General features: G+C 71.9%; 25 protein-coding genes. 14 read left to right on the top strand and 11 right to left on the bottom strand.

What is annotated here, in order from left to right:
- Window positions 1–46 precede the first annotated feature (46 nt).
- The 9 genes from OG861_RS12330 to OG861_RS12290 all read left to right on the top strand — a co-directional run bounded on the left by OG861_RS12330 (window position 47) and on the right by OG861_RS12290 (window position 10,258).
- Window positions 47–1,165 carry a hypothetical protein gene (locus tag OG861_RS12330; RefSeq protein ID WP_329202393.1) on the top strand — a complete coding sequence of 373 codons (1,119 nt, stop codon included), beginning with the start codon at window positions 47–49 and terminating at the stop codon, window positions 1,163–1,165.
- A gap of 137 nt (window positions 1,166–1,302) precedes the next feature.
- Entirely contained in the window at window positions 1,303–2,547 is a 1,245-nt protein-coding gene (locus OG861_RS12325) for an amidohydrolase (protein ID WP_329202395.1), read from the top strand.
- Window positions 2,548–2,776: 229 nt separating this feature from the next.
- On the top strand, window positions 2,777–3,841 hold the full coding sequence (locus OG861_RS12320; protein WP_329197704.1) for a BMP family lipoprotein: 1,065 nt from the start codon (window positions 2,777–2,779) through the stop codon (window positions 3,839–3,841).
- A gap of 236 nt (window positions 3,842–4,077) precedes the next feature.
- Window positions 4,078–5,649 carry an ABC transporter ATP-binding protein gene (locus OG861_RS12315; RefSeq protein WP_329202397.1) on the top strand — a complete coding sequence of 524 codons (1,572 nt, stop codon included), beginning with the start codon at window positions 4,078–4,080 and terminating at the stop codon, window positions 5,647–5,649.
- On the top strand, window positions 5,646–6,761 hold the full coding sequence (locus OG861_RS12310; protein WP_329197705.1) for an ABC transporter permease: 1,116 nt from the start codon (window positions 5,646–5,648) through the stop codon (window positions 6,759–6,761). Before OG861_RS12315 ends, OG861_RS12310 begins: the two co-directional genes overlap by 4 nt.
- Entirely contained in the window at window positions 6,758–8,023 is a 1,266-nt protein-coding gene (locus OG861_RS12305) for an ABC transporter permease (protein WP_329197706.1), read from the top strand. Before OG861_RS12310 ends, OG861_RS12305 begins: the two co-directional genes overlap by 4 nt.
- Window positions 8,020–8,418 carry a cytidine deaminase gene (locus OG861_RS12300; RefSeq protein ID WP_329197707.1) on the top strand — a complete coding sequence of 133 codons (399 nt, stop codon included), beginning with the start codon at window positions 8,020–8,022 and terminating at the stop codon, window positions 8,416–8,418. Before OG861_RS12305 ends, OG861_RS12300 begins: the two co-directional genes overlap by 4 nt.
- A 100-nt stretch (window positions 8,419–8,518) precedes the next feature.
- A complete protein-coding gene (locus tag OG861_RS12295; protein ID WP_329197708.1) occupies window positions 8,519–9,796 on the top strand; it encodes a thymidine phosphorylase in 1,278 nt (425 codons plus the stop codon).
- A gap of 126 nt (window positions 9,797–9,922) precedes the next feature.
- A complete protein-coding gene (locus tag OG861_RS12290; RefSeq protein WP_329197710.1) occupies window positions 9,923–10,258 on the top strand; it encodes a hypothetical protein in 336 nt (111 codons plus the stop codon).
- On the opposite strand, the gene OG861_RS12285 is transcribed toward OG861_RS12290, so the two are convergent.
- The 3 genes from OG861_RS12285 to OG861_RS12275 form a co-directional block, all read right to left on the bottom strand.
- Complete coding sequence (locus tag OG861_RS12285; protein WP_329197712.1) at window positions 10,145–11,152, bottom strand: sigma-70 family RNA polymerase sigma factor; 1,008 nt, start codon at window positions 11,150–11,152, stop codon at window positions 10,145–10,147. The two genes, OG861_RS12290 and OG861_RS12285, sit on opposite strands and share 114 nt — an antisense overlap.
- A gap of 116 nt (window positions 11,153–11,268) precedes the next feature.
- The gene (locus OG861_RS12280; protein ID WP_443056780.1) at window positions 11,269–11,934 is read right to left on the bottom strand and encodes a L,D-transpeptidase family protein; all 666 of its coding nucleotides are present in this window, start codon (window positions 11,932–11,934) and stop codon (window positions 11,269–11,271) included.
- A gap of 201 nt (window positions 11,935–12,135) precedes the next feature.
- Window positions 12,136–13,416, bottom strand: coding sequence for an MFS transporter (locus OG861_RS12275; protein ID WP_329197714.1), 1,281 nt, complete (start codon window positions 13,414–13,416; stop codon window positions 12,136–12,138).
- 99 nt (window positions 13,417–13,515) lie between these two features.
- Between OG861_RS12275 and OG861_RS12270 the strand changes: the two genes are divergently transcribed.
- Window positions 13,516–14,442: a LysR family transcriptional regulator gene (locus OG861_RS12270; RefSeq protein ID WP_329197716.1), complete on the top strand. Its 927-nt coding sequence runs from the start codon at window positions 13,516–13,518 to the stop codon at window positions 14,440–14,442.
- Here the strand turns inward: OG861_RS12270 and OG861_RS12265 are convergent.
- From OG861_RS12265 to OG861_RS12255, 3 genes are all read right to left on the bottom strand, one after another.
- A complete protein-coding gene (locus OG861_RS12265) occupies window positions 14,393–15,085 on the bottom strand; it encodes a helix-turn-helix transcriptional regulator (RefSeq protein WP_330261702.1) in 693 nt (230 codons plus the stop codon). The two genes, OG861_RS12270 and OG861_RS12265, sit on opposite strands and share 50 nt — an antisense overlap.
- Window positions 15,086–15,714: 629 nt before the next feature.
- Window positions 15,715–16,083: a cupin domain-containing protein gene (locus OG861_RS12260; RefSeq protein WP_329197720.1), complete on the bottom strand. Its 369-nt coding sequence runs from the start codon at window positions 16,081–16,083 to the stop codon at window positions 15,715–15,717.
- A gap of 92 nt (window positions 16,084–16,175) precedes the next feature.
- Window positions 16,176–16,889, bottom strand: a complete 714-nt coding sequence (locus tag OG861_RS12255; RefSeq protein WP_329197722.1) for an alpha/beta hydrolase — start codon at window positions 16,887–16,889, stop codon at window positions 16,176–16,178.
- 114 nt (window positions 16,890–17,003) lie between these two features.
- Here OG861_RS12255 and OG861_RS12250 point away from each other — a divergent pair, with 114 nt between their 5' ends.
- From OG861_RS12250 to OG861_RS12240, 3 genes are all read left to right on the top strand, one after another.
- Window positions 17,004–18,152 carry an adenosine deaminase gene (locus OG861_RS12250; RefSeq protein ID WP_329197724.1) on the top strand — a complete coding sequence of 383 codons (1,149 nt, stop codon included), beginning with the start codon at window positions 17,004–17,006 and terminating at the stop codon, window positions 18,150–18,152.
- A 138-nt stretch (window positions 18,153–18,290) separates the two neighbouring features.
- Window positions 18,291–18,554, top strand: coding sequence for a hypothetical protein (locus tag OG861_RS12245; protein ID WP_190183124.1), 264 nt, complete (start codon window positions 18,291–18,293; stop codon window positions 18,552–18,554).
- A 154-nt stretch (window positions 18,555–18,708) separates the two neighbouring features.
- Window positions 18,709–19,485, top strand: coding sequence for a hypothetical protein (locus OG861_RS12240; protein WP_329197727.1), 777 nt, complete (start codon window positions 18,709–18,711; stop codon window positions 19,483–19,485).
- Window positions 19,486–19,511: 26 nt separating this feature from the next.
- On the opposite strand, the gene OG861_RS12235 is transcribed toward OG861_RS12240, so the two are convergent.
- The 5 genes from OG861_RS12235 to OG861_RS12215 form a co-directional block, all read right to left on the bottom strand.
- Complete coding sequence (locus OG861_RS12235) at window positions 19,512–19,724, bottom strand: PspC domain-containing protein (protein WP_329197729.1); 213 nt, start codon at window positions 19,722–19,724, stop codon at window positions 19,512–19,514.
- 42 nt (window positions 19,725–19,766) lie between these two features.
- On the bottom strand, window positions 19,767–20,327 hold the full coding sequence (locus OG861_RS12230) for a VanZ family protein (protein WP_329197731.1): 561 nt from the start codon (window positions 20,325–20,327) through the stop codon (window positions 19,767–19,769).
- 63 nt (window positions 20,328–20,390) lie between these two features.
- A complete protein-coding gene (locus OG861_RS12225; protein ID WP_329197733.1) occupies window positions 20,391–21,020 on the bottom strand; it encodes a PH domain-containing protein in 630 nt (209 codons plus the stop codon).
- 25 nt (window positions 21,021–21,045) lie between these two features.
- Complete coding sequence (locus tag OG861_RS12220) at window positions 21,046–21,651, bottom strand: class F sortase (RefSeq protein WP_329197734.1); 606 nt, start codon at window positions 21,649–21,651, stop codon at window positions 21,046–21,048.
- Window positions 21,652–21,733: 82 nt separating this feature from the next.
- Complete coding sequence (locus tag OG861_RS12215; RefSeq protein ID WP_330261701.1) at window positions 21,734–22,738, bottom strand: hypothetical protein; 1,005 nt, start codon at window positions 22,736–22,738, stop codon at window positions 21,734–21,736.
- Window positions 22,739–23,046: 308 nt separating this feature from the next.
- Here OG861_RS12215 and deoC point away from each other — a divergent pair, with 308 nt between their 5' ends.
- On the top strand, window positions 23,047–24,009 hold the full coding sequence (gene deoC, locus OG861_RS12210) for a deoxyribose-phosphate aldolase (protein ID WP_329202401.1): 963 nt from the start codon (window positions 23,047–23,049) through the stop codon (window positions 24,007–24,009).
- Window positions 24,010–24,012: the final 3 nt, after the last annotated feature.

Genomic DNA, 24,012 nt, shown 5'->3' with positions numbered 1-24,012 from the left:
CCCCTCAGCCTCCGCCCCCGCCCCCTCCGCCGCCCCCGCCCCGACCCTGGCCTTCGTGGAGAGCCCGGTCCAGCTGCTCAACGTCCTGGAATGGGCCCACGCCGAGAACGGCCCCGGCCGCGCCCCGCTCCTCGGCGCCGTGCCCCGTCAGCCCACCGCCGCCTCCCGCGACGCGGCCGGCCGGCCGTCCCGCACTCCGCTGATCACCGTCCTGCCGCCCACCGACCCCATGTCCCGCGGCCAGTTGCGCCGCGTCGCCGCCCTGGCCCGCGACGAGGGGTTCACCGTCCGGTGGCAGGAGGCGCGCGGGGGCGCCGGGGCCCCGCTGCGGGCGGTGAGGGCGCTCGCCGGGGAAGTGCGCCGGGCCGAGCGGATCGTGGTCGGCGACCCCTTCTCCCGCTTCGTCCAGCTCCTGCTCGCCCCGGCGGCCCGCACCGCCGAACTGGTCGTCGTCGACGACGGCACCGCCACCATGGAGTTCGTCGCGCAGCTCGGCCGCGGCGAACGGCTGCGCCGCTGGCACCGCACCGGCGGCGGCACCGCGTCCCGGGTGCGGGAGCTCGCGTACGCCCCGGTCTCCGGGACCGCGCGGCGCCGCCTCACCCCGGGCGGGCGCCGCCGGGTACGGGTGTTCACCTCGATGCCGGTCACCGCGCTGCCCGGGATGGAGCTGGAGGTCAACGACTTCGCCTGGACCCGCTCCCGCTTCGGCCCGCCCCGCCTGACCAAGGGCACCGACCTGGTCGGCACCTCGCTCGTGGAGACCGGCGTGGTGGACCCGGCCCGCTACCTCGACGCCGTGTGCGCGCTGACCCGGGAGCACGGCGCGACGCGGTACTTCGCGCACCGCCGGGAGTCCCCGGAGAAGCTGCGGACGCTGAGCGAGGCGGCCGGGCTGGAGATCGTACGGCCGGACCTGCCCCTGGAGCTGATCGCCCGGCGGGGACCGGTGGGCCGGACCATCGTCAGCTTCCCGTCCACGGTCGTCCACACCCTGCCGTACGCCCTGGCCGGCACCGGCGTCACCGTCGCCGTGTGCGACGTCGAACCGGGCTGGCTCACGGCGGCCGCATCCCCCCGGGCCCGCGGCTTCCTCGCCGGGGTCACCGGCACGGCCCGCGGTGTGCGCAGACTCCCCGCTCAGGCGGCTCCTGCGGCCGGATGAGCGCGCGAGTTTACCCTCCGGCGCATCCGGTCATGCGTCCGGAGGCCGGGTTTCTATCCCCTAACGGCATGAACTTTTTGTGATCTCCGGCCAGTTGACCCATCCGTGCGCCTACCCTTCAACGGGTGAACCAGTTGATGTCCCGCGAGTCCCAGACCGCCCTGCCCGGCACGCCCGACCGGCCCGAGCTGCCCGGCACGCTTCCGGACCACCTGCGTGCCGAACTGATCGCCTTCCGCCGGGACCTGCACATGCATCCCGAGCTCGGGCACCAGGAGTTCCGCACCACGGCGGCGATCAAGGCCCGGCTGGAAAAAGCCGGCCTGCGCCCACGGGTGCTGAGCACGGGCACCGGCCTGATCTGTGACGTCGGCACCTGGGACGGCGTAGAGCCCGTGCTGGCCCTGCGCGCGGACATCGACGCCCTGCCCATCCCGGACACCAAGACCCACGTCCCCTACCGCTCGACCGTCCCCGACCGGGCGCACGCCTGCGGCCACGACGTCCACACCGTGACCGTGCTCGGCGCCGGCCTGGTGCTCGCCGAGCTCGACCGCCAGGGGCTGCTGCCGCGTCCCGTCCGGCTGCTGTTCCAGCCCGCCGAGGAGGTCCTGCCGGGCGGCGCGAGCGACGCCATCGAGGACGGGGTGCTGGACGGCGTCGGCCAGATCATCGCCGTGCACTGCGACCCCCGCGTCGACGCCGGGAAGATCGGGCTGCGCCCCGGCCCCATCACCTCGGCCTGCGACCGGCTGGAGGTCACCCTGGCGGGCCCCGGCGGCCACACCGCCCGCCCCCACCTGACCACCGACCTGGTCACGGCGGCCGCCCGCGTCGCGGTCGACGTACCGGCCGTGCTGGCCCGGCGGATGGACGCCCGCTCGGGCATGTCGGTCACCTGGGGCCGGATCGAGGCGGGGCACGCCTGCAACGTCATCCCGATGCACGCGGAGCTGTCCGGAACCGTGCGGTGCCTGGACCTGAACGCCTGGCACGGGGCCCCCGACCAGATCCACGCGGCGATCGACGAGGTCGCGGCCCTGCACGGGGCCAAGTCCGAGATCACCTACGTACGGGGCGTGCCGCCGGTGGTCAACGACCCGGTGGTCACCGAGCTGCTGCGGGAGGCGATGGCGGCCCGCCGCGGTCCGGAGGCGATCGAGGACACCGAGCAGAGCCTGGGCGGCGAGGACTTCTCCTGGTACCTGGAGCACGTGCCGGGCGCCATGGCCCGCCTCGGGGTGCACAAGCCCGGTGATCCGGCCAAGCGCGACCTGCACCGCGGCGACTTCGACGTGGACGAGTCGGCGATCACGGTGGGCGTGGAGTTCTTCACGGCCGCCGCACTGCTCGACGGGCGGCGTGCCAAGCCCTCCAGGTAAAAGCCAGGGCAAAATCTGTACAACATCTGAGCGGCACCCGGCGCACCTGTCCAGCCCTTGATACGCAAGGGCTGGACGCTCGACCGGTTACCAATCGGTCACTGTCCGGTTCGCGACGATCCGATAACGACTCATGAACGGGCTCTTAACTGACATCTACGCGCGTTACGATCGCCGCGAAACCAGCGCCGGTCGTGGCGCTTCGGTCAGGTTTTGAAGGAGCCTCCCCTTGCGCCGGATCACCAGGATCGCCACCGTGGGCCTCGCGTCCGCGGCGCTGGCCCTCTCGGCCACCGCCTGTGGCGGAAAGAAGTCGTCGGACGCCGGTTCGTCCGCCTCCTCCTCCGGGACGAAGGAGGCCAGCGCCGCCATCGCGTACGACATCGGCGGCCGCGGCGACCAGTCGTTCAACGACGCCGCTTACGCCGGTCTTGAGAAGGCGAAGACCGAACTCAAGATCAAGACCGCCGAGGCGGAGCCCACCGAGGGCGAGTCCGAGGCCGACAAGGTCCAGCGCCTGACCGAGCTCGCGCGCAAGGGCAACAACCCGGTCATCGGCGTCGGTTTCTCCTACGCGCCGGCCATCAAGAAGGTCGCGGCGAAGTTCCCGGACACCACGTTCGGCATCATCGACGACACCTCGCAGACCGACAAGAACATCGCGAACCTGGTCTTCAACGAGGAGCAGGGCTCCTACCTGGCCGGCGTCGCCGCCGCCAAGACGTCGAAGACCGGCACGGTCGGCTTCATCGGCGGTGTCGAGGTCCCGCTGATCAAGAAGTTCCAGGCGGGCTTCGAGCAGGGCGTCAAGGACACCAACCCGAACGCCAAGGTGCTGTCGACCTACCTGACCCAGCCGCCGGACTTCTCGGGCTTCGCCAAGCCCGACCTCGGCAAGGCCGCCGCCAAGGGCCAGCTCGACGGTGGCGCCGACGTGGTCTACGCCGCCGCCGGCCTCGCGGGCTCGGGTGCCATCGAGGCCGCCGCCACCGCCGGCAAGTGGGCCATCGGTGTCGACTCGGACCAGTACAACCAGCCCGGTCTCGCCAAGTACAAGGACCACATCCTGACCTCGGTCACCAAGGACGTGTCCCTCTCGGTCTTCGACCTGATCAAGTCGGTCAAGGACGGCAAGCCGGAGTCCGGCGAGGTCCGCTACGGCCTGGACAAGAACGGAGTCGCCCTGGCCGACTCCAACCCGCAGTACAAGGCGATGGCCGACGTCACCGCCGCGGTGGAGAAGGCCAAGGCCGACATCATCGCCAAGAAGATCACCGTCAAGACCGCCCCGTAAGGGACGGCCTGAGCGCCGATCGGTTTTTCCGGGGTCCGGGTAGCGGCTCTGCCGTCATCCGGGCCCCGGCCCGCGTCACGTGGCCACCTGGTCACGACTTTTCACTTCCGACAGTGCTACGCGCGTAGAGGAACCGTGGACGCGGTACCTTCTCTCCCCGCCCTGTCCCCCTGCCTTCCGCTCCTTCGCGCCAAGGAGAGTGCGTCATCAACGCGTCCAGCCCCCCCGCCGTAGAACTGCACGGCATCACCAAGCGTTTCCCCGGCGTCGTCGCCAACAAGGACATCGACATCACCGTCCGCAAGGGCACGGTCCACGCCCTCATCGGTGAGAACGGTGCCGGCAAGTCGACCCTGATGAAGATCCTCTACGGCATGCAGAAGCCGGACGAGGGCACCATCGCCGTCGACGGGGAGCAGGTCTCCTTCGCCAACCCGGGCGACGCCATCGCCCGCGGCATCGGCATGGTGCACCAGCACTTCATGCTCGCCGACAACCTCACCGTCCTGGAGAACGTCGTCCTCGGCGGCGAGAAGCTGTACGGGATCGGCGGCAAGGCCCGCAAGAAGATCATGGAGATCTCCGACGCGTACGGTCTCGGGGTCCGCCCCGACGCCCTCGTCGAGGAGCTCGGCGTCGCCGACCGCCAGCGCGTGGAGATCCTCAAGGTCCTCTACCGCGGCGCCCGCACACTGATCCTCGACGAGCCGACCGCCGTGCTCGTGCCGCAGGAAGTGGACGCGCTCTTCGACAACCTGCGCGAGCTCAAGGCCGAGGGCCTGACCGTCATCTTCATCTCGCACAAGCTGGGCGAGGTGCTCAAGGTCGCCGACGACATCACCGTCATCCGCCGCGGCACCACGGTCGGCACCGCCGACCCCCGCACCGCCACCACCAAGCAGCTCGCCGAGCTGATGGTCGGCAGCGAGCTGCCCTCGCCGGAGACCCGCGAGTCCACGGTGACCGAGACGCCGATGCTCCAGGTCCAGGACCTGCGGCTGGCCGCCGTCGACCCGGACGGGATCGTCCGCGAGGTGCTCGCCGGCATCAACTTCACCATCCACAAGGGCGAGGTCCTCGGCATCGCCGGTGTGGAGGGCAACGGCCAGACGGAGCTCATCGACGCCCTCATGGGCATGAGCATCCCCGACGGCGGCGTCATCACCCTCGACGGCCGGGACATCTCCACCACCCCGACGCGAAAGCGCCGCGAGGGAGGCATCGGTTACATCCCCGAGGACCGCCACCGGCACGGCCTGCTGCTGGAGTCCCCGCTGTGGGAGAACCGCATCCTCGGCCACGTCACCGAGGCGCCGAACTCCAAGCGCGGTGTCCTCGACCCCAAGGCCGCCCGCAAGGACACCGAGCGCATCGTGCGCGAGTACGACGTCCGCACCCCGGGCATCGACGTCACCGCGGCCTCCCTGTCCGGCGGCAACCAGCAGAAGCTGATCGTCGGCCGCGAGATGAGCCACAACCCCAAGTTCCTCATCGCCGCCCACCCCACCCGCGGTGTGGACGTCGGTGCGCAGGCGCAGATCTGGGACGCCATCCGCGAGGCCCGGCGCGAGGGCCTGGCCGTGCTGCTCATCTCCGCCGACCTCGACGAGCTGATCGGCCTGTCCGACACCCTGCGCGTCATCTACCGCGGCCGCCTGGTCGCGGACGCCGATCCGGCGACCATCACGCCCGAGGAGCTGGGCACCGCCATGACGGGTGCCGCCACCGGGCACCTGGAAGCGAACAACGACCACGTTGAAGGCTCCGCCGCTGCCGACGGTGACACGACGGAGGACGAGGCCCGATGAAGAAACTCGACAAGGACCGGCTGCTGCTCTCGGTCGCCGGACCGGTGCTCGCGCTGGTCAGCGCCTTGGTGCTGACCGTGATCGTGCTGGCCGCGTCGGGTGTCGACCCGATCGACCCGCTGCGCATCATGATCGAACAGGCCGGTTACGAGGACATCCAGGTCCTGATCATCAACCAGGCCGGCATTTACTACCTGGCAGCCCTGGCCGTCGCCATCGGCTTCCGGATGAACCTCTTCAACATCGGCGTCGACGGCCAGTACCGCCTCGCGGCGATGATCTCCGCGGTGGTCGGCACGGCGGTCTCGCTGCCCGGTCCGCTGCACGTCCTGCTGATCGTGGTCGTCGCCATGCTCACGGGTGCCTTCTGGGCCGGTATCGCGGGCGCCCTCAAGGCGCGCCGCGGCGTGAGCGAGGTCGTCTCCACGATCATGCTCAACGCCATCGCGACCTCGCTGATCGCCTGGCTGATCCTGCCGAAGAACTTCGGCGTCCAGCCGGCCGGTTCCAACGACCTCACCACCGGTGACATCCCCGAGTCGGGCTGGTTCCCGTCGCTCCCGCTGTCCGGCGGCGACATCTACGGCTTCACCTTCGTGGCCTTCGCCCTCGGCATCGTCTACTGGTTCGTGCTGAACCGGACCCGCTTCGGCTTCGACCTGCGCGCCACGGGCGCCAGTGAGACCGCCGCCCAGGCCTCCGGTGTGGACGCCAAGAAGATGATCATGACGTCGATGCTCATCTCCGGCGCGGTCGCCGGCCTGACGGGCATGCCGCTGCTGCTCGGCGAGTCGCACACCTACAACCTGTCCTTCCCGCTGGGCATCGGCTTCACCGGCATCACCATCGCCCTGCTCGGCCGGAACAACCCCCTCGGCATCTTCTTCTCGGCACTCCTGATCGCCTTCATCGACAAGGCCTCCGCCGGTCTCGACCAGAACGGCTACGCCAAGGAGATCGGCACGATCCTGCAGGGCCTGATCGTGATCGCCGTCGTCGTCAGCTACGAGCTCGTCCGCCGCTACGGCATCCGCCGCCAGCAGCAGAAGGTCGGCGAAGAGCTGGCCGCCGGCCACGCCCTCAAGACCGACAACAAGGAGGTCGCGGCGTGAGCACCAGCACCGTTTCCGCGACGAGCGCCGCGCCCAAGAAGGGCGGCGGCCGCCGCAAGCTCACCCTGCCCTGGATCCTGCTGATGATCGCGGGCGGAATCGCCCTGATCTCCCTGGTCCGGATCATTTCCGGAGCCGACGACCTGACCTCCGTCGGTCAGGTCTCCGGCGCCCTCCAGCTCGCCGTGCCGATCGCCCTCGCGGGCCTCGGCGGTCTGTGGGCCGAGCGCGCGGGCGTGGTCAACATCGGCCTCGAAGGCATGATGATCCTGGGCACCTGGTTCGGCGCCTGGGCCGGCTACCAGTGGGGTCCGTGGACCGGTGTCCTCATGGGCATCGTCGGCGGCGCCATCGGCGGCCTGCTGCACGCGATCATCACCGTGACGTTCAACGTCAACCACATCGTCTCCGGTGTGGCCGTGAACATCCTGGCGGTCGGCTTCACCCAGTACCTGTCGAACTTCACCTTCGACACGGTCCCGGGCGGTTCCTCCAAGCAGTCCCCGCGCATCGAGCCGATCACCGAGATCACCATCCCGGGGCTCTCGCACTGGCTGTCCACCCTCCAGGGCAAGCACTGGTTCCTGCTCTCGGACATCGCCGGGATCCTCGGCGGGCTGGTCACCAACCTCTCGCTGCTGACCGTGGTCGCGGTCCTGCTGGTCCCGGCCACCTGGTGGGTCCTGTGGCGGACCTCCTTCGGTCTGCGCCTGCGCTCCTGCGGTGAGAACCCGATCGCCGCCGAGTCCCTCGGCGTCAACGTCTACAAGTACAAGTACATCGCCGTCGTCGTCTCCGGCGCGATGGCCGGTCTCGGCGGCGCGTTCCTCGCGATCGTCTCCACCGGCATCTACCAGGAGGGCCAGACCGGCGGCCGCGGCTACATCGGTCTCGCCGCGATGATCTTCGGCAACTGGATGCCGGGCGGCATGGCCCTCGGCTCGGGCCTCTTCGGCTTCACCTACAGCCTCCGGCTGCGCGGCGGCTCCGAGAACGTCCACGCCATGCTCCTGCTCCTGGCGATCCTGCTCGTGCTCGTCGTCGCCTGGCAGCTGTACAAGAAGAAGCACGTACAGGCGGGCATCGCCGCCGCCTGCGCCGCCGGCCTCTTCCTCTGGTACGCGCTCACCGACGCCGTCCCGAGCCAGTTCGTGGACGCCGCCCCGTACGTCACGACGCTGCTCGTGCTCGCCCTGTCGGCGCAGCGGCTGCGGATGCCGAAGGCGGACGGCCTGCCGTACCGCAAGGGCCAGGGCAAGTGAGCCCGCACGCCACGGTGGACTGGGAGGCCCTGCGGACGGCCGCCCGGGAGGCGATGGCACGGGCGTACGCCCCGTACTCGGGCTTCCCGGTCGGCGTGGCCGCCCTGGTCGACGACGGCCGTACGGTCGTCGGCTGCAACGTGGAGAACGCCAGCTACGGGCTGGGCCTGTGCGCCGAGTGCGGGCTGGTGTCCGCCCTCCAGGCCACCGGCGGCGGCCGGCTCACGCACTTCACCTGCGTGGACGGCAAGGGCGAGATCCTGGTCCCGTGCGGCCGCTGCCGGCAGCTGCTCTTCGAGTTCGGCGGCCCCGAACTCCAGGTGGAGACGCCGGAAGGCGTCCTGCCGCTCGCGGCGATGCTCCCGCAGGCCTTCGGGCCCGACCACCTGAGATAGCCGCAGCGACGGTCCTTCGCCCCTCCCGGGCGGAGGACCGTCGTCTTTCTTCCGTCACATCCTCCCCACCTCTCTCTATGCGCGTAGAAGGAAGCACTCCATGGACGTCATCTCCGTCATCCGCACCAAGCGCGACCGCGGCGAACTGAGCCCCGAACAGATCGACTGGGTCATCGACGCGTACACGCGCGGAGTCGTGGCCGACGAGCAGATGTCGGCGCTGGCGATGGCCATCCTGCTGAACGGCATGAACCGGGCCGAGATCGCCCGCTGGACCGCCGCGATGATCGCCTCCGGCGAGCGGATGAACTTCGACTCGCTCTCCCGCCCGACCGCCGACAAGCACTCCACGGGCGGCGTCGGCGACAAGATCACCCTGCCCCTGGCCCCGCTCGTCGCCGCCTGCGGCGCTGCCGTGCCGCAGCTCTCCGGCCGGGGTCTCGGCCACACCGGCGGAACCCTGGACAAGCTGGAGTCCATCCCCGGCTGGCGGGCGCTGCTCTCCAACGAGGAGATGCTGAACGTCCTCGACACCACCGGCGCGGTCATCTGCGCGGCGGGCGACGGCCTGGCCCCCGCCGACAAGAAGCTGTACGCGCTGCGCGACGTGACCGGCACGGTCGAGGCGATCCCGCTGATCGCCTCCTCGATCATGTCGAAGAAGATCGCGGAGGGCACCGGTTCGCTGGTCCTGGACGTGAAGGTCGGCTCCGGCGCCTTCATGAAGAACATCGAGGACGCGCGCGAGCTCGCCTCCACCATGGTCGCCCTCGGCACCGACAGCGGCGTCAAGACGATCGCCCTGCTCACCGACATGTCCACCCCGCTCGGCCTGACCGCAGGCAACGCGCTGGAGGTCCGTGAGTCGGTCGAGGTCCTCGCCGGCGGCGGTCCCGCCGACGTCGTGGAGCTGACCCTGGCCCTGGCCCGGGAGATGCTGGACGCGGCGGGCATCAAGGACGCCGACCCGGCGAAGGCCCTCGCCGACGGCTCCGCCATGGACGTGTGGCGCCGGATGATCGCGGCCCAGGGCGGCGACCCCGACGCCACCCTGCCCGTCGCCCGCGAGCACCACGTCGTCACCGCCCCCGCCTCCGGTGTCCTGACCCGGCTGGACGCCTACGCGGTGGGCGTCGGCGCCTGGCGCCTGGGCGCTGGCCGCGCCCGCAAGGAGGACCCCGTCCAGGCGGGTGCGGGCATCGAGCTCCACGCGAAGCCGGGCGAGACGGTCACCGCGGGACAGGCCCTGATGACCCTGCACACCGACACCCCGGAGAAGTTCGAGTACGCGCTGGCCGCCCTGGAAGGCTCCTACGACATCGCCCCGGCGGGCACCGCCTTCACCGCGAACCCGATCGTGCTGGACCGCATCGCCTGACCGGCACCCGGAAAGGGCACTGAACCCCGTCGGCGCGGCTCCCCGTCCGGAGCCGCGCCGACGGCTGTCCGCCCGGCCGACGGGCCGGTACCGATGAGTTCGGGGGCGTGGCCCGGTCAACCCCTCGTGGAGATCAGAAGACTGGTGCTGCCCGGCCCCGGCGTGACGCCCGAGGACGCCGGGCGGCTCGACGCTCTGTGCCGCGACGGCCCCCGCCCCCTGTGGGTGGTGTGCGCAGCCGGGGCGCTCACCGCCACCGGGCTCGCCGAGGTGGACGGGCTCGCCCGCCTGGCGCTCGCCGCCCGCCGTGCCGGGGTCCGCCTCAGCCTGGCCGGGGCCGCGCCGCAGCTACGCGCCCTGCTGGACCTCGTAGGACTCGTCGAGCTGCTCGGGGAGCCCGAACAGCGGGAACCACCGGGCGGTGTCCAGGAAGGCGTTCAGGCCGACGATCTTCCCCTCTGATATCTCCAGCACCTGGAGCGCCCACGGCTCGTGCCCCGGCCGGCCGTCCTCCCGCGGGCGGTACTGGCCGAAGGCCGGCATGCCGTTCGCCGTCGTCGGGACGAGCCGGGACCCCTTGCAGCCGATGCCCTGGTTCAGGTGCCACGCGGCGATGTCCGCGTGCCCCTGGAGCCACAGGTCGAACGGAGGCATCGACAGCACCGCGTCCTCGTGCAGCAGGGCGGTCAGCCGGGAGATGTCGTACGCCTCGAAGGCACTCAGGTACCGCTCCAGCAGCTTCGCCTGGTCCGCGTCCAAAGGGTCCGCCGGATCGCTCGCCCGGATCCCCCGGCCGGCGAGGGTGGCCCGCGCCCGCTGGAGGGCGCTGTTGACCGACGCCACCGTCGTGTCCAGCAGCGTCGCGACCTCGTCCGCCTTCCAGGCCAGCACCTCGCGCAGGATCAGCACGGCCCGCTGCTTCGCCGGCAGGTGCTGGAGCGCGGCCACGAAGGCGAGCCGGACGGACTCCTTCGCCAGCGCCGCCTCGGCCGGATCGGCGGTCTGCGGCAGCACCCGTCCGTCCGGCACCGGCTCCAGCCACGTCACCTCGGGCCGCTCGCTCAGCACGGCCGACGCCTGGTGCTGCGGCGCGCCGAGGTCCATCGGCCGGGCGCGCTTGTTCCCGGCGTTCAGCAGGTCCAGGCAGACGTTGGTGGCGATCCGGTACAGCCAGGACCGCAGCGAGGAGCGGCCCTCGAACTTGTCGTAGGCGCGCCAGGCGCGCAGGTACGTGTCCTGCACCGCGTCCTCGGCGTCGAAGGACGAGCCGAGCATCCGGTAGCAGTAACCGGTGAGCTCGACCCGGTAGCGGTCCATCGCCGAATCGAGATCCGGGCTGGTCGCGAGGTCACTCATGGCTGCCGTCCCCCAGTAGTTCCACTACGTCGAAAACTACCGGAGGTGTCTGACAACGGCAGCCCGGCCGTCCGGCGCCGCGCGGGGAACGGTTCGGGTGCCGCCCGGGGGGACGCTCAGGTGCCGGGCTTGCGCCCGTACACGTAGACGTCGTCCCCGTTGCGGAGCAGGTTCCAGTAGGCCTTGGCGTCCGCCGGGCGCATGTTGACGCAGCCGCCGGAGCCGGGCGGGCTCCACATGCTCTTCTCGACGGAGTGGAAGGCGATGCCGCCGTCGAAGAACTGCGCGTACGGCATCGCCACGTCGTAGAGCGTCGACCAGAAGTCGATGTCGCGGTAGTAGATCTTCTTGTGACCGGTCCGGGTCTCGGTCCCGTCCTTGCCCGTGCGCACCGGCACCGGGCCGTAGACCAGTTTCCCGCCGTCCTGCACCCAGCTCAGCTGGCGCGTCAGGTCCACGCAGGCGATCCGCCCCAGGTCGACCGGGCACGAGCCGTCCCGGTTGGGGGTGGTGCCGGCCGCCCGCTGCGCCAGCATCACGCTCATCGTCTGCCAGGTCAGCGGCCCGGCGTACCCCGCGGCCGGGGTGATGCCGTACGTCGCCTGGAACGACCTGATGGCCGTGCAGTCGGCCGCCGACTGCACGCCGTCCACCGGCCGCCCCAGGAACTGCTCGACCTGCCGCTGGTAGGGCCCGGTGGTCGCGGTGCAGGAAGCGGCCCGCGCCGTCCCGCCCCCGACGACCAGCAGCGGCGCCGCCAGGGCCACCGCCGCGGCCACCAGTGCCGCCGCCCGGCCCCTCGTACGCGTCCGTCGGTTCCGTGTGGATTCCACATGCGCCTCCCCACCGCATCCCTTCCCCGCCCGGGGGCCGAACGTGCCGGAGCCCGGAGCGTGATGGGCTCCGGGCTTTCGTAAATCACCTCGTACCGATGTCGTACGGGCGCGTGGGCACGCCGTCGTATCGGCGCATCGCACGTCGTATCAGCGCATCGCGGCCAGGGAGGTCAGGCGGCGCTCGGCGCGCGCCACGCGCGACCCGTACAGGGTGATCGACGCGACGCCCACCACCGCCACCAGCGCGATCCCGACCGTGGCCGCCCACCCGGAGGCGTGGTAGGCCAGCGCGCCGAGGGTGCCGCCCGCGCTCGAACCGAGGTAGTACGCCGACTGGTAGAGCGCCGACGCCTGCGCACGCCCCGACGTGGCGGTCCGGCTCACCGCCGCGGAGGCCACCGCGTGGCCCGCGAAGAACCCGGCCGTGATCAGCACCAGGCCCGCCAGCACGGCGGCCAGCGCGTCCGCCAGCGAGAGCAGCAGCCCGAGCGCGGTCGTGGTCACCGCCAGGTACAGCGCGCCGCGCCGGCCTATCCGGGCCACCAACTGCCCCGCGGCCGCCGAGGAGACCGTACCGACCAGGTAGACCAGGAACACCGACCCGACGACGCCCTGCCCCAGCGAGAACGGCTCGTCCACCAGGCGGTACCCGATGACCGTGTACACCGCCCCGAACACCGTCATGAACAGCGCGCCGATCCCGTACAGCCGCAGCAGCAGCGGATCGCGCAGGTGCCCGGCGACGGTACGTCCCACCGCGCGCGGGTTCAGCGACGCCGGCCGGAAGAACCGCGCCCGGGGCAGCAGCACCGCGAACGCCACCGCGCAGCCCAGCGCCATCAGTCCGACCGTCAGCAGCCCGGCCCGCCAGCCCCACAGCTGCGCCGCCCAGCCGGTGACGATCCGGCCGCTCATCCCGCCGATCGAGTTGCCCGCCACGAACAGGCCGATCGCGCCGACCAGCGCCTTGGGCCGGACCTCCTCGGCGAGGTACGCCATCGCGGAGGCGGGGATGCCGGCGATCGCCGCGCCCTGGACCGCGCGCAGCGCCACCAGCCACTCCAGGCTCGGGGCGAACGGGACGAGCAGGCCTACCCCGACGGCCAGGGCCATCGCGCAGGTCATCATCCGGGTCCGCCCGAACCGCTCGGACAGGGCGCTGAGCGGCAGGACGAACAGCGCGAGCGCGCCGGTGGCGGCGGACACCGTCCAGCTCGCCTGACCGGCCGTCACGCCGAAGTCACCGGAGATCGCGGGCAGCAGCGCCTGCGTGGAGTAGAGGAGGGCGAAGGTCGCCAGTCCCGCGGCGAAGAGCGCGAAGCTCATCCGGCGGTGGCCGGGGCGGCCGGGCGAGAGGGGCTGCGGTGCGGGGGACGACGGGGTGGAGGCACCCGGGATGGCGGGTGCCCCGGTATGAGCGGGAGGCATGTACCGACCGTAGACCCGGGCCGTTTCATGCGTCCAATGCACAGATTCGCGATAATCGATCCACTCATGCATCAACACAGCTCAGAGAGGTGCATGTCAATGAGTCGTTACGAAGAAGACATCCCCGTGACAAGTCTGCTGGCCCCCCGGCTCGCCTACTTCGTCGCGGTCGCCCGGCACGAGCACGTCACCCGCGCCGCGCACGAACTGGGCGTGCCGCAGTCCACCCTGTCCCGGGCCATGGTCCGCCTCGAACAGGACCTGGCCGTCACGCTGTTCGCCCGCAAGGGCCGCACCGTCGCCCTCACCACCGCCGGGCGCACCTTCCTCGCCTCCGCCCAGCGGGCGCTCGGCGAGATCGCCCGCGCCGCCGAATCCGTGCAGCAGGACGCCGACCCGGCCTCCGGCAAGGTCGCCTTCGGCTTCCTGCACACCCTGGGTTCCGAGACCGTGCCCGGCCTGATCCGCGCCTTCCGCGCCCACCACCCCAGGATCCGGTTCTCCCTCGTCCAGAACTACGGCGAGGCGATGCTGGAGCGGCTGCGGGCCGGGGAACTCGACCTCTGCCTGACCTCCCCGCTCCCCGACGCCCCCGACCTGGTGGCCCGCCGGCTCGACGAACAGCGGCTGCGCCTGGTCGTGCCCGACGACCACCGCCTCGCGGGACGCAAGCGCATCCGCCTCGCCGAGGCCGCCGAGGAAACCTTCGTCACGCTGGAGCCCGGCTACGGGCTGCGCCGCATCACCGACGACCTGTGCGCGGAAGCCGGGTTCACCCCGCGGGTCGCCTTCGAGGGCGAGGAGGCGGAAACCCTGCGCGGTCTCGTCGCGGCCGGTCTCGGCGTGGCCCTGCTGCCGCCGCCCGCCGTGGCCCGGCCCGGTGTGGTGGAGCTGACGGTGACGGCGCCCCGCGCGGTCCGCGAGATCGGCGTCGCCTGGCTCGACGGACACCCCGACACGCCGCCGGTGGCGGAGTTCAAGCGGTTCCTGATGTCCCGCAGGGGCCGGCTGCTTCCCGAGCCGTGAGCGGGGCGCCCGCGCCCGCCCGGGGCTCGGCCGACAGCAAGTACCCCGCCTGGAAGCGCGACTTGGCCCCGACCGCCCGCATGATCCCGGCGATGTGCCGTTGGCAGGTCCGCTCCGACATGCCGAGCCGGCGCGCGATCACCTTGTCCTCCAGCCCCTCCGCCAGCAGCCGTACGATCGTCTGCCGCAGCTCGTCCGTCAGCGAACGGGCCGCGTCCGGACCCACCGTCACGGGGAAGGGCTCCGCCGCGACCCAGGACCGTTCGAACGCCGCCTTCATGAAGTGCACGACGTTCGGCTCGCGCACCACCAGCGCCGCCCCGCTGCGGTCCGGCACCTCCATCAGCCCCGTGTGGCCGTCGAAGACCAGCATCCGCATCAGCCCGTCGCCCAGGGTGCGGACCTGCGCGCCCAGCGCCGTCACCCGCTCCACGTAGGCCGCCGTCGGGCGCGAGTAGCGGGCCGTGTGCTGGTAGACGGTCCGCATCCGCACCCCGCGCGCCAGCAGCGCCTCGTCCCGCCCGATCGCCTCCTCCAGTGACTCCGGGGGTCGTCCCCCGCCGGGCTGCGAGGTCAGCAACTCGCACTCGGCGTCCGCAACGAGCTCGGCGATCAGCCCCCGTACCGCCCCGAGGTCGGTCACCAGCTCCAGGTGCCCCGAGCCGGCCCGGGTCCCGCTGCGCGGCCCCCGCCTCGTAGGCCGGGACCAGCTCCTCCAGCCGCCCGCGCAGCCGGTCCATCTCGTCGTGCGTCTCCCGGACGAGCAGCGCCAAGGGGGCCAGGGCCCGGGCCGCGGCCGCCCGGGGCGCCACCGCGCTCCACCGCTCCGCGCCCGGACCCGCAGCCCGTTGGAGCAGGTGGGCGGCGGCCAGCTCGGTCAGGGCGGTACCGGCGCGCGCACCCAGGGCAGCGGCGGCTTCCTCGGCCGCGAAGTCGCGCCGCTCCACGGCGTACGCGTACAGGCGCCGCGCGGCGGGGCTCAGTCCGTCGCCCCGGGCGCTCGCTTCGAGGTCGTCGGCCGGCATGGACCAATTTCTCCCTGTAGGTGAGGATTTGTAAACCCCTCGTATTCCCGCAAGGCGGCAAGACGATGCCTGGCCGGGGCCCTGGGACGTATGCCGGACCGGCACAGTGGGGTGCGGCCCGAGGGGGAAGGGCCGCAGGGGAGAGCAGCGGAAGGCGCGCCGGACGGGCCGCAGCCCTCCGACCGTGAGGGGGCGGATCGGCGGGCTCGGTCGCGTCCGGCGCGTCGCCCGTCGTGGGGGAGGCGCCTCAGCCGGACGACTTCGCGTAGTCCCCGAAGCCCGTCCAGTCGACGGCGACCACCCGCTCGTCGCCCACGACCCAGGCGTCGTGCCCGGGCGCGATCTGCATGAGGTCCCCGGGGCCGTACTCCTCGCTCGCGCCGTCGTCCATGACGACCTTCATCCGGCCGCTCACCACGTACCCGGTGTGCGCGGCCTGGCAGCTGTCCGTGCCGGCCAGCGGCTTGATGTGCTCCGACCAGCGCCAGCCGGGCTCGAAGACCGCGCGGCCGATGGCCCCGCCCTCCGCCTGGATCACGTCCAGCCGGCCCATGCCGCCCTCGAACGGACGCGTCTCGTCCGCGTCGTCGAAGTTCTTGCGCAGGATCTGGGCCATGCCCGGTCACCTCCCGTGGAAGAAACCCCCGAGGACAACCACCCGAGTCCATTTCCCACTTTACCCGCGGACGGCGCTGGGGGCCGGGTGGCTCAGCCCCGCAGCGAGCGCCCGAAACCCGAGGCCAGCGGCATTCGCAGCCCCAGCGGCGGAGGCGCGGCGAGCGCGTCCGTCACCGGCCGCGAGTACCGCCCCGAGAACATCGCGCCCAGAACGAAGTCCACCCCGAGGGCGACCACTTCCGCCTGGTGCTCGCGCAGCCCGTGCCCGTCGGAATGCACCTCGAACCGGCACGTGGAACGATTCGCCTTCTTCGCCCGCGCCGCCAGCAGGAAGGACGACTCCGGATCGCAGCGCCCGTCGTTGGTCCCGTGCACGATCAGCACCTGCCGCCCCGCCAGCTGCTTCACCGGCTCCGGGGAGTCCGTCGTCGCGTCGGTGGAGGGGGCCAGCGCCAGCACCGCCTGCACTGCCCCGTGCCCGGCCGCCCGCAGGGCCGCCAGGCCGCCGGCGTCGTACCCCGCCAGGCAGACCGGCACGTCCCCGTACCTGCGTACCGCCTCGTCCGCCGCCCACCGGGCGTCGTCCTCGCGGGCGCCCGTCCCGTGCAGCACCGGGTGCGCGGCCAGGCCGTGCGCCCCGCCCGCCCGGGCCAGCGCCCGCGCGAGCGGACGCACCGGACCGGGGGAGAATCTGGACCCCCCGGGAAGCAGGAGCACCACACCACTGACCGTCGAGACCGAGCCGTTCGCGCCGGCCGCCCGCCCGAGGCGGGCACCGCGCGCCGGCGGCGCATGCTGTGCCATGGCGGAACAGTCTCAGACCGACAGGTGTACGCCACCCCTCCGTACGGTCACTGTTACGTATCGACGGCTCACGCCGAGCCCGCGCTCTACGCGCGTAGGAGCTAGAGTGCCCAGATGACGAGCGACACCCCGAACCTGCCCACCCCGGATCAGATCCGCCGTGCCCCCAAGGTGCTCCTCCACGACCACCTCGACGGTGGCCTGCGCCCCGGGACCATCATCGAGCTGGCCCGCGAGGTCGGCTACGAGAACCTCCCCGAGAACGACGCCGACAAGCTGGGCGTCTGGTTCCGGGAAGCCGCCGACTCCGGCTCCCTGCCGCGCTACCTGGAGACGTTCGCGCACACCTGCGCCGTCATGCAGACGAAGGCGGCGCTCTTCCGCGTGGCCGCCGAGTGCGCCGAGGACCTGGCCGAGGACGGCGTCGTGTACGCCGAGATCCGCTACGCCCCCGAGCAGCACCTGGAAGCCGGCCTGACCCTCGAAGAGGTCGTCGAGGCGGTGAACGACGGCTTCCGCGAGGGAGAGCGCCGCGCCAAGGCGAACGGCCACCGCATCCGCATCGGGGCCCTGCTGACCGCGATGCGCCACGCGGCCCGCGCCCTGGAGATCGCCGAGCTGGCCAACCGCTACCGCGACAACGGCGTGGTCGGCTTCGACATCGCCGGCGCCGAGGCCGGGTTCCCCCCCACCCGCCACCTCGACGCCTTCGAGTACCTCAAGCGCGAGAACAACCACTTCACGATCCACGCGGGCGAGGCCTTCGGCCTGCCGTCGATCTGGCAGGCCCTGCAGTGGTGCGGCGCCGACCGCCTGGGTCACGGCGTGAAGATCATCGACGACATCGAGGTCTCCGCCGACGGCTCCGTGAAGCTCGGCCGTCTGGCGTCCTACGTCCGGGACAAGCGCATCCCCCTGGAGATGTGCCCGACCTCGAACCTGCAGACGGCCGCCGCCGCCTCGTACGCCGAGCACCCGATCGGCCTGCTGCGCAAACTGCACTTCCGGCTGACCGTCAACACCGACAACCGGCTGATGAGCGGTACCAGCATGAGCCGCGAGTTCGAGCACCTGGTCGAGACTTTCGGTTACACGCTGGAAGACATGCAGTGGTTCACCGTCAATGCGATGAAGTCCGCGTTCATTCCTTTCGATGAACGACTGGCGATGATCAACGACGTGATCAAGCCGGGCTATGCGGAGCTCAAGTCCGAGTGGCTCTTCCGTCAGACCGCTTCCACCAGCGGATCCGTCTCGGCTTAGGCCGTGGCATGACATGAGTGGGGCGTCCGGGAAGAGTTATTCCCGGACGCTTCCTCATATTTAAGGATGTTTGCAGGCCGGGGTTTGAAGTGACTAGTTTGCGGAGCCGCTCAATTCCCCGTCGCAAGGACGATTTTGATGAAGAAGTCAGCTGCCAAGACGCTCGGTGCCGCCGCCCTGGGTGCCGCCTTCGCCGCCGTCGCCGCCGGTTCCGCCTCCGCCGCCGTCCCGGCCGTCGGTCTGACCGACGCGCTGGGCACCGCCACCGGCGCCGTCCAGGGGCTCACCAGCCAGCAGCACATGGGTGCCAAGGAAGGCCGGGACGCGAGCGACCCGGGCGAGGCGCTCGGTACGGTCACCAGCCTCCTCGGCGGCGTGCCGCTCAGCAACCTCGGCAGCTGACGCGCAGGCCCTGCCCGCACGCGTGATCCGCACGCGTCATCCGCACGCGCGGACCCGTGGCGCACACCCTTTCGACCAGGTGTGCGCCACGTCGCGCGGTGTGCCACGATCACCGGCAACTGCCCGCCGGAGCACAGTGTTTGGGGTCTCGGTCATGCGCATGAAGGCACGGTTCACGGCACGGACGCGGACGTGGACGGCGAGCGCCGCCCTGCTCCCCTCCCTGCTCCTCGCCGCCACGGGATGCGGCGGCGCCGCGGACGGATCCGGCGGGGCACCCGACGCGAAGGGCTCCGCAGCGCCGCGCGCCACGGCCACGCCCCCCGCCGGCTCCGCCGCCCCGGCCTCCCCCAAGGCCGCAGCGAGCAGGCTGGAGCGCTCCGCCCTGGAACCGGGCGACCTCGACGGCTACCAGATCTCCGCGCAGGGCAAGAACCCCAACGCCCCCTCCGGCCAGCCCCAGGCCGACCGGAAGGCCTGCCAGCCCCTCGCCGACGTCATGGGCGACAAGCCCGACCCGGCCGCGCGGGAAACCGTCAACCGGGGCCTCGGCTCGCAGAAGCAAGTCGGCCTCGCGATCTCCGCCTCGGTCAGCTCCTACGCCGAAGCCGACGCCAAGCGGCTGATGGACCGGCTGCGCGACGCCGTCGCCGAATGCGGTACGGGCTTCTCCGCCACCGTCCAGAAGCAGACCGGCAGCTACCGCGACGTGAAACCCGTCGCGTACAAGACCGGTGGCGACGAGAACGTCAGCTGGACCACCACCGCCGTCGCCGGGGGCGTCTCGGCGCAGGTCCACCTCGTCGTCGTGCGCCAGGGCGCCACCGTCGTGCGGCTGATGGCCCTCAACGTGGCCGATGCCGCGAAGAAGGCGCAGCTGCCGCAAGAGGTGGCCGACAAGCAGCTCGAAAAGGTCCGCAAGGCGGGCTGAGCGGACGCGCGGCTGCCGGGCGCCGGCTACCAGGCGGTCTGCGCCGAGCCCGCGCCCTGCTTGTCGTTGGGCAGCAGCAGCCACAGCGCCAGGTAGATCAGGAACTGCGGGCCGGGCAGCAGGCACGACAGGACGAAGATGATCCGCATCGTCCGTGTCCGCATTCCGAAGCGTCGCGCGAGACCGGCGCAGACACCACCGATCATCCGTCCGTCACGGGGGCGGGTAATCGCGCTCATGGGGTTTCTCCTCGTATCCGGGAACCGCTTTCTTGCGATGCCTCAATACTCGCGGGGAACCGCCGAAAGGACCTCGGTCCAGGGGCTCACGTCGACCCTGGTAATTCTCGGGGTGGGCCCCTGAGAGCGCCGCAGCCTGGCCCTCAGGGCCGGCACCACCGCCGCGTGCACCAGCAGCACCCCGGCGGTGTTCAGCAGCACCGAGTCGACGTCGACGACCTGCCCCGGCACCCCGCTCTGGAGCATCGCGATGCTCAGCGAGATCAGCGCGGCCGCGGCTCCCGCACGGGCGAGCGAGGACCACGCCGCCAGCGGTGACCGGGCGAGCCGCCCGCCGGCCAGCGGCAGCAGCACCCCGAGCGGTGCCAACAGGGCGAGCCCCCCGCCGATCCGCCGGGCCGCCTCCAGGGGCCCGTAGGACAGATCGGCCCGGATGCCCTCCAGCGGTGTCAGGTTCGCGGCCGCCGCCCAGGGCACGTCCAGCGGCCGCAAGGTCAGCCAGCCGACGAGGAGGAGGTGGGCGGCCAGCAGGGCCCCGCCGAGGAACCGGAGCCGGAGGTGGATGGCTGTGGCGGCGTTGTCGCCTGCCTCATGACGCTGCACACCTGGGAGGACGCAGCCCCCGGTGGCCGCGGTTCCGCTCCGCTCCGGTGTGACGGGACCCACCTACCGCAGCGCCAGCAGCACGATCAGCAGCACCGCGCCCGCCGCGGCCGGTGCGATGACCTCGTACGACCACCGCACCTTCACCGGGCCCTGGGCACCCTCGCGCGCCGCTCCGCGTTCGGCCAGCTCCTGCAGCTCGTCCACGACCTTGTCGGCGAGGGCGCGCGGCGGGCCCTGGGCGGCCGCGCCCGACGCCGGCTGCGCCGCCCCGGTGGCCGCCCCGACGCCCCGGCCCTGCCGGCGCTGCGCCTTCTTGCGCTCCCGCAGGGACACCGGGACCGACCACAGCTGGTACTTCTCGCCCTCGGCCAGTACCTCCGCCGAGTACCCGGCGCGCACCACGTCCACGGAGGCCCAGGGCAGCTCGATGACCCGGAAGGGGTTGCGGACCCGCATCCGGTCGTCGTTGGCGAAGACGGCCGGCCGGATGGTGAACGCGACGGTCAGCGGCACGGCGCACAGCGCGACGGCCAGGCCGATCCAGCGCGTGCTGCCGTCCCCGAACACGACGGCGTCCCCGCACAGCCACACGATCAGCGCGAGGGTCAGTACCCCGGTCACGACGGCCGGGGACGAGCGGTAGACGCGATCGGCGTAGACCGGACCGTCGGCGGGCTGCTGGCTGCTCATGCGCCCGATTCTGCCTCACGCCGTCTCAGCCGACGAGATCGGCGTACAGGATGATGTTGTCGGGCCGGTGGCCGTCGGTGAGCTCGCCGCCGCAGGTGATGACGCGCAGCTCCGGGCGGGTGGTGTCCCCGTACACCTTGGCGGTGGGGAACGTCTTCTTGTCCACCTGTTCCAGTTCGCGCACCCGGAAGACCGCGGTGCTGCCGTCGGCCCGGGTGACGCTGACCTCGTCGCCGGTGCGGACGCGCGAGACGTCCTTGAGCACGCCGGGCCCGCGGGCCGTGTCGAAGTGCCCGATCAGCACGGCCGGACCGGTTTCGCCGGGGGTGACGCCCTTGGTGTACCAGCCGATCTTGTCCCCGTCGGAGACCGGGGGCACCTCGACGGTGCCGTCGGCGGCGAGGCCCAGCCGCAGCACGGGGGAGGCGTCCACCCCGGCGGAGGGGATGCGTACGCGTACGGGCGTGGAGGCGGGCAGGGGTGCGGCCGTCGCCGGAGCGGCGGGAGCGGTCGTGGGGGTGACGGCGGGCGGCGCGGCGGGGACGGAAGCGGCGGTGGTGGCGCCGCCGCAGCCGGTCAGGGCGGCGGCGAGGAGCGCGGCGGCCAGGAGCGGGCGGACGCGGCGGGTCATGGGGGCTCCGGGAAACGAGGGCCGGCGGGCCACCGCGAGGTGGCCCGCCGGAGGCAGGACGAGGAGGGACGTGCCGTGCGCGTCAGCGCTGGGCGCGGCGGCGGATCAGGAAGGCGGCCCCGATCGCGGCCAGGACGGCTGCCAGCCCGGCGCCGAGGGCCGCCGTGGTGGTGCTGCCGGTGTCCTCGGCGGCGATCTCGGCCCCGGCGGCGACCCCGCCCTGGGGCACGACGGAGGTCTGCGCACCCGTCTGCGGCTTCACGTCGGCCACCGGCTTGACGCTGACCGGGGTGGCCGGCTTGGCGGCGGCCGTGGCGGTGGTGGACGGGGTGGGCTTCGGAGCGGGCTCGTCGGCGCCCCGGTCCTCCGTGACCTTGTAGTCCGGCTTGCAGCCCTTGGGCAGGGCCGGGAAGGAGGTGTGGCCGAGCGGCGTGTCACCGCCCTGGGCCTTCCACTCGAAGGTGGGCGCGGCGCCGCTCGGGTTGACGATGCGGGCGATGATGCCGTCGGACGCGGGCAGCGCGGGGAAGGTGCGGTCCAGGTGGCGCCAGTTGTCGGTGACGTCCGTCCGGATGGTGACCTCCGGGCCCGCGGTGGACATCGACACGTCGGCGAGCAAGGCCCCGCCGAGGGCGACCTGCTTGGCCTCGGTCCCGCACACCGGGCCGGTCCTGCCCTTCGGCAGCGGGTAGGACTTGGCCACCCCGTCCGTGGTGACGACGAGCACCGGGGCGGCCGTGTCCGCCTTGGTGAGCTTGAGCTGCAGCCCGTCGGCCGTCAGGGCCGGGTGCGTGCGGTCCACCACCGCCACCACGCGGACCATGTAGTCGTCGCCCGGCTTCCAGTCCGGGCCCACGGCGCGGATCCAGGCCTCGGGGCCCTCGGCCTTGTTGCGCAGCACCGCGACGAGGCCCTCGCCGATGTAGACCGGCTCGCCCGCGTAGCGGTCGTCGTCCGACACCGATCCGGTTGCCGCGGCCCCGGCGGTGGTCTGCGGGGCGGGCGCGGCGAGCGCCGTCGCGGCCGGCGCGAGCAGGGCGCCGGCGAGGGCGGCGGTGACGATCGAGGTGCGGAGGGCGGAACGCATAACGACTCCAGGAAGCATTGTCGCGGGAAGGTGGGAGAGTCGCATGCCCCTTTTTCTCTACGGGTTCTCTGCCGAGGCTTTCATCCGGTGAGGTCTGGCGGGCTGCTGAAGAGAAATTTACGGATCTTGTGCGACCGGACGGTGGGGTTTGTGTCCGTGCCGTGTAACAGCAAAAGCGGAGGTCAGCGGTCCGCAGGGTGGTCTGCGGCCGGACGCCCGCCGTGCCCGGATGCGGGAGGCCGCGCACAGATGTGCACCGGCGGGGGGTGACATGTCGCTACGCGCGTAGATATGCTCATCTGGTGACCATGCCCACCACCCTCACCGCATTCGCTGACGTGACGACGTCCGACAGTGCGCTGCGCCGCTTCCTGCACGGGCTGCCCGGCGTAGACGCAGTCGGACTGGAGGCCCGCGCGGCCTCCCTCGGCACCCGCTCGATCAAGACGACGGCCAAGGCGTACGCCATCGACCTGGCCATCTCGATGATCGACCTGACCACGCTTGAGGGTGCGGACACCCCGGGCAAGGTGCGGGCGCTCTCCGCCAAGGCCGTCAACCCCGACCCGACCGACCGGACGACGCCCATGACCGCCGCGGTCTGCGTCTACCCGGACATGGTGGCCACCGCCAAGGCCGCCCTGAACGGCGCCGACGTCAAGGTGGCGTCCGTCGCGACCGCCTTCCCGGCCGGCCGCGCCGCCCTGCCCGTCAAGCTCGCGGACACCCGGGACGCCGTCGCCGCCGGCGCCGACGAGATCGACATGGTCATCGACCGTGGCGCCTTCCTCGCCGGCCGCTACCTGGAGACGTACGAGCTGATCAAGGCCGTCAAGGAGGCGTGCGTCCGAGAGGACGGCAGCGCCGCCCGGCTGAAGGTCATCTTCGAGACCGGCGAGCTGTCGACCTACGACAACATCCGCCGCGCCTCCTGGATCGGCATGCTCGCGGGCGCCGACTTCATCAAGACCTCCACCGGCAAGGTCGGCGTCAACGCCACCCCCGCCAACACCCTGCTCATGCTCGAAGCCGTACGCGACTTCAAGGAGCAGACTGGAATCCAGATCGGCGTGAAGCCGGCCGGCGGCATCCGCACCACCAAGGACGCGATCAAGTTCCTGGTCCTGGTCAACGAGACCGTGGGCGAGGACTGGCTGAGCAACCACTGGTTCCGCTTCGGCGCCTCCAGCCTGCTCAACGACCTGCTGATGCAGCGCCAGAAGCTGAGCACCGGGCGTTACTCCGGTCCCGACTACGTGACGGTGGACTGAGAC

The sequence above is a fragment of the Streptomyces sp. NBC_00539 genome (assembly GCF_036346105.1).
Taxonomy (GTDB): Bacteria; Actinomycetota; Actinomycetes; order Streptomycetales; family Streptomycetaceae; genus Streptomyces.
The sequence above is the reverse complement of the archived record's forward strand: the minus strand, read 5'-3'. Positions and strand labels throughout refer to the sequence as shown.

What these genes read in the sequence shown, in the direction of transcription:
- OG861_RS12325 (WP_329202395.1), top strand. Translation starts at nt 1,303, where the DNA reads ATGTCCCGCGAGTCCCAGACCGCCCTGCCCGGCACGCCCGACCGGCCC.
- OG861_RS12310 (WP_329197705.1), top strand. Translation starts at nt 5,646, where the DNA reads ATGAAGAAACTCGACAAGGACCGGCTGCTGCTCTCGGTCGCCGGACCG.
- OG861_RS12295 (WP_329197708.1), top strand. Translation starts at nt 8,519, where the DNA reads ATGGACGTCATCTCCGTCATCCGCACCAAGCGCGACCGCGGCGAACTG.
- OG861_RS12285 (WP_329197712.1), bottom strand. Translation starts at nt 11,152, where the DNA reads ATGAGTGACCTCGCGACCAGCCCGGATCTCGATTCGGCGATGGACCGC.
- OG861_RS12275 (WP_329197714.1), bottom strand. Translation starts at nt 13,416, where the DNA reads ATGCCTCCCGCTCATACCGGGGCACCCGCCATCCCGGGTGCCTCCACC.
- OG861_RS12270 (WP_329197716.1), top strand. Translation starts at nt 13,516, where the DNA reads ATGAGTCGTTACGAAGAAGACATCCCCGTGACAAGTCTGCTGGCCCCC.
- OG861_RS12260 (WP_329197720.1), bottom strand. Translation starts at nt 16,083, where the DNA reads ATGGCCCAGATCCTGCGCAAGAACTTCGACGACGCGGACGAGACGCGT.
- OG861_RS12255 (WP_329197722.1), bottom strand. Translation starts at nt 16,889, where the DNA reads ATGGCACAGCATGCGCCGCCGGCGCGCGGTGCCCGCCTCGGGCGGGCG.
- OG861_RS12250 (WP_329197724.1), top strand. Translation starts at nt 17,004, where the DNA reads ATGACGAGCGACACCCCGAACCTGCCCACCCCGGATCAGATCCGCCGT.
- OG861_RS12245 (WP_190183124.1), top strand. Translation starts at nt 18,291, where the DNA reads ATGAAGAAGTCAGCTGCCAAGACGCTCGGTGCCGCCGCCCTGGGTGCC.
- OG861_RS12240 (WP_329197727.1), top strand. Translation starts at nt 18,709, where the DNA reads ATGCGCATGAAGGCACGGTTCACGGCACGGACGCGGACGTGGACGGCG.
- OG861_RS12235 (WP_329197729.1), bottom strand. Translation starts at nt 19,724, where the DNA reads ATGAGCGCGATTACCCGCCCCCGTGACGGACGGATGATCGGTGGTGTC.
- OG861_RS12225 (WP_329197733.1), bottom strand. Translation starts at nt 21,020, where the DNA reads ATGAGCAGCCAGCAGCCCGCCGACGGTCCGGTCTACGCCGATCGCGTC.
- OG861_RS12220 (WP_329197734.1), bottom strand. Translation starts at nt 21,651, where the DNA reads ATGACCCGCCGCGTCCGCCCGCTCCTGGCCGCCGCGCTCCTCGCCGCC.
- OG861_RS12215 (WP_330261701.1), bottom strand. Translation starts at nt 22,738, where the DNA reads ATGCGTTCCGCCCTCCGCACCTCGATCGTCACCGCCGCCCTCGCCGGC.
- deoC (WP_329202401.1), top strand. Translation starts at nt 23,047, where the DNA reads ATGCCCACCACCCTCACCGCATTCGCTGACGTGACGACGTCCGACAGT.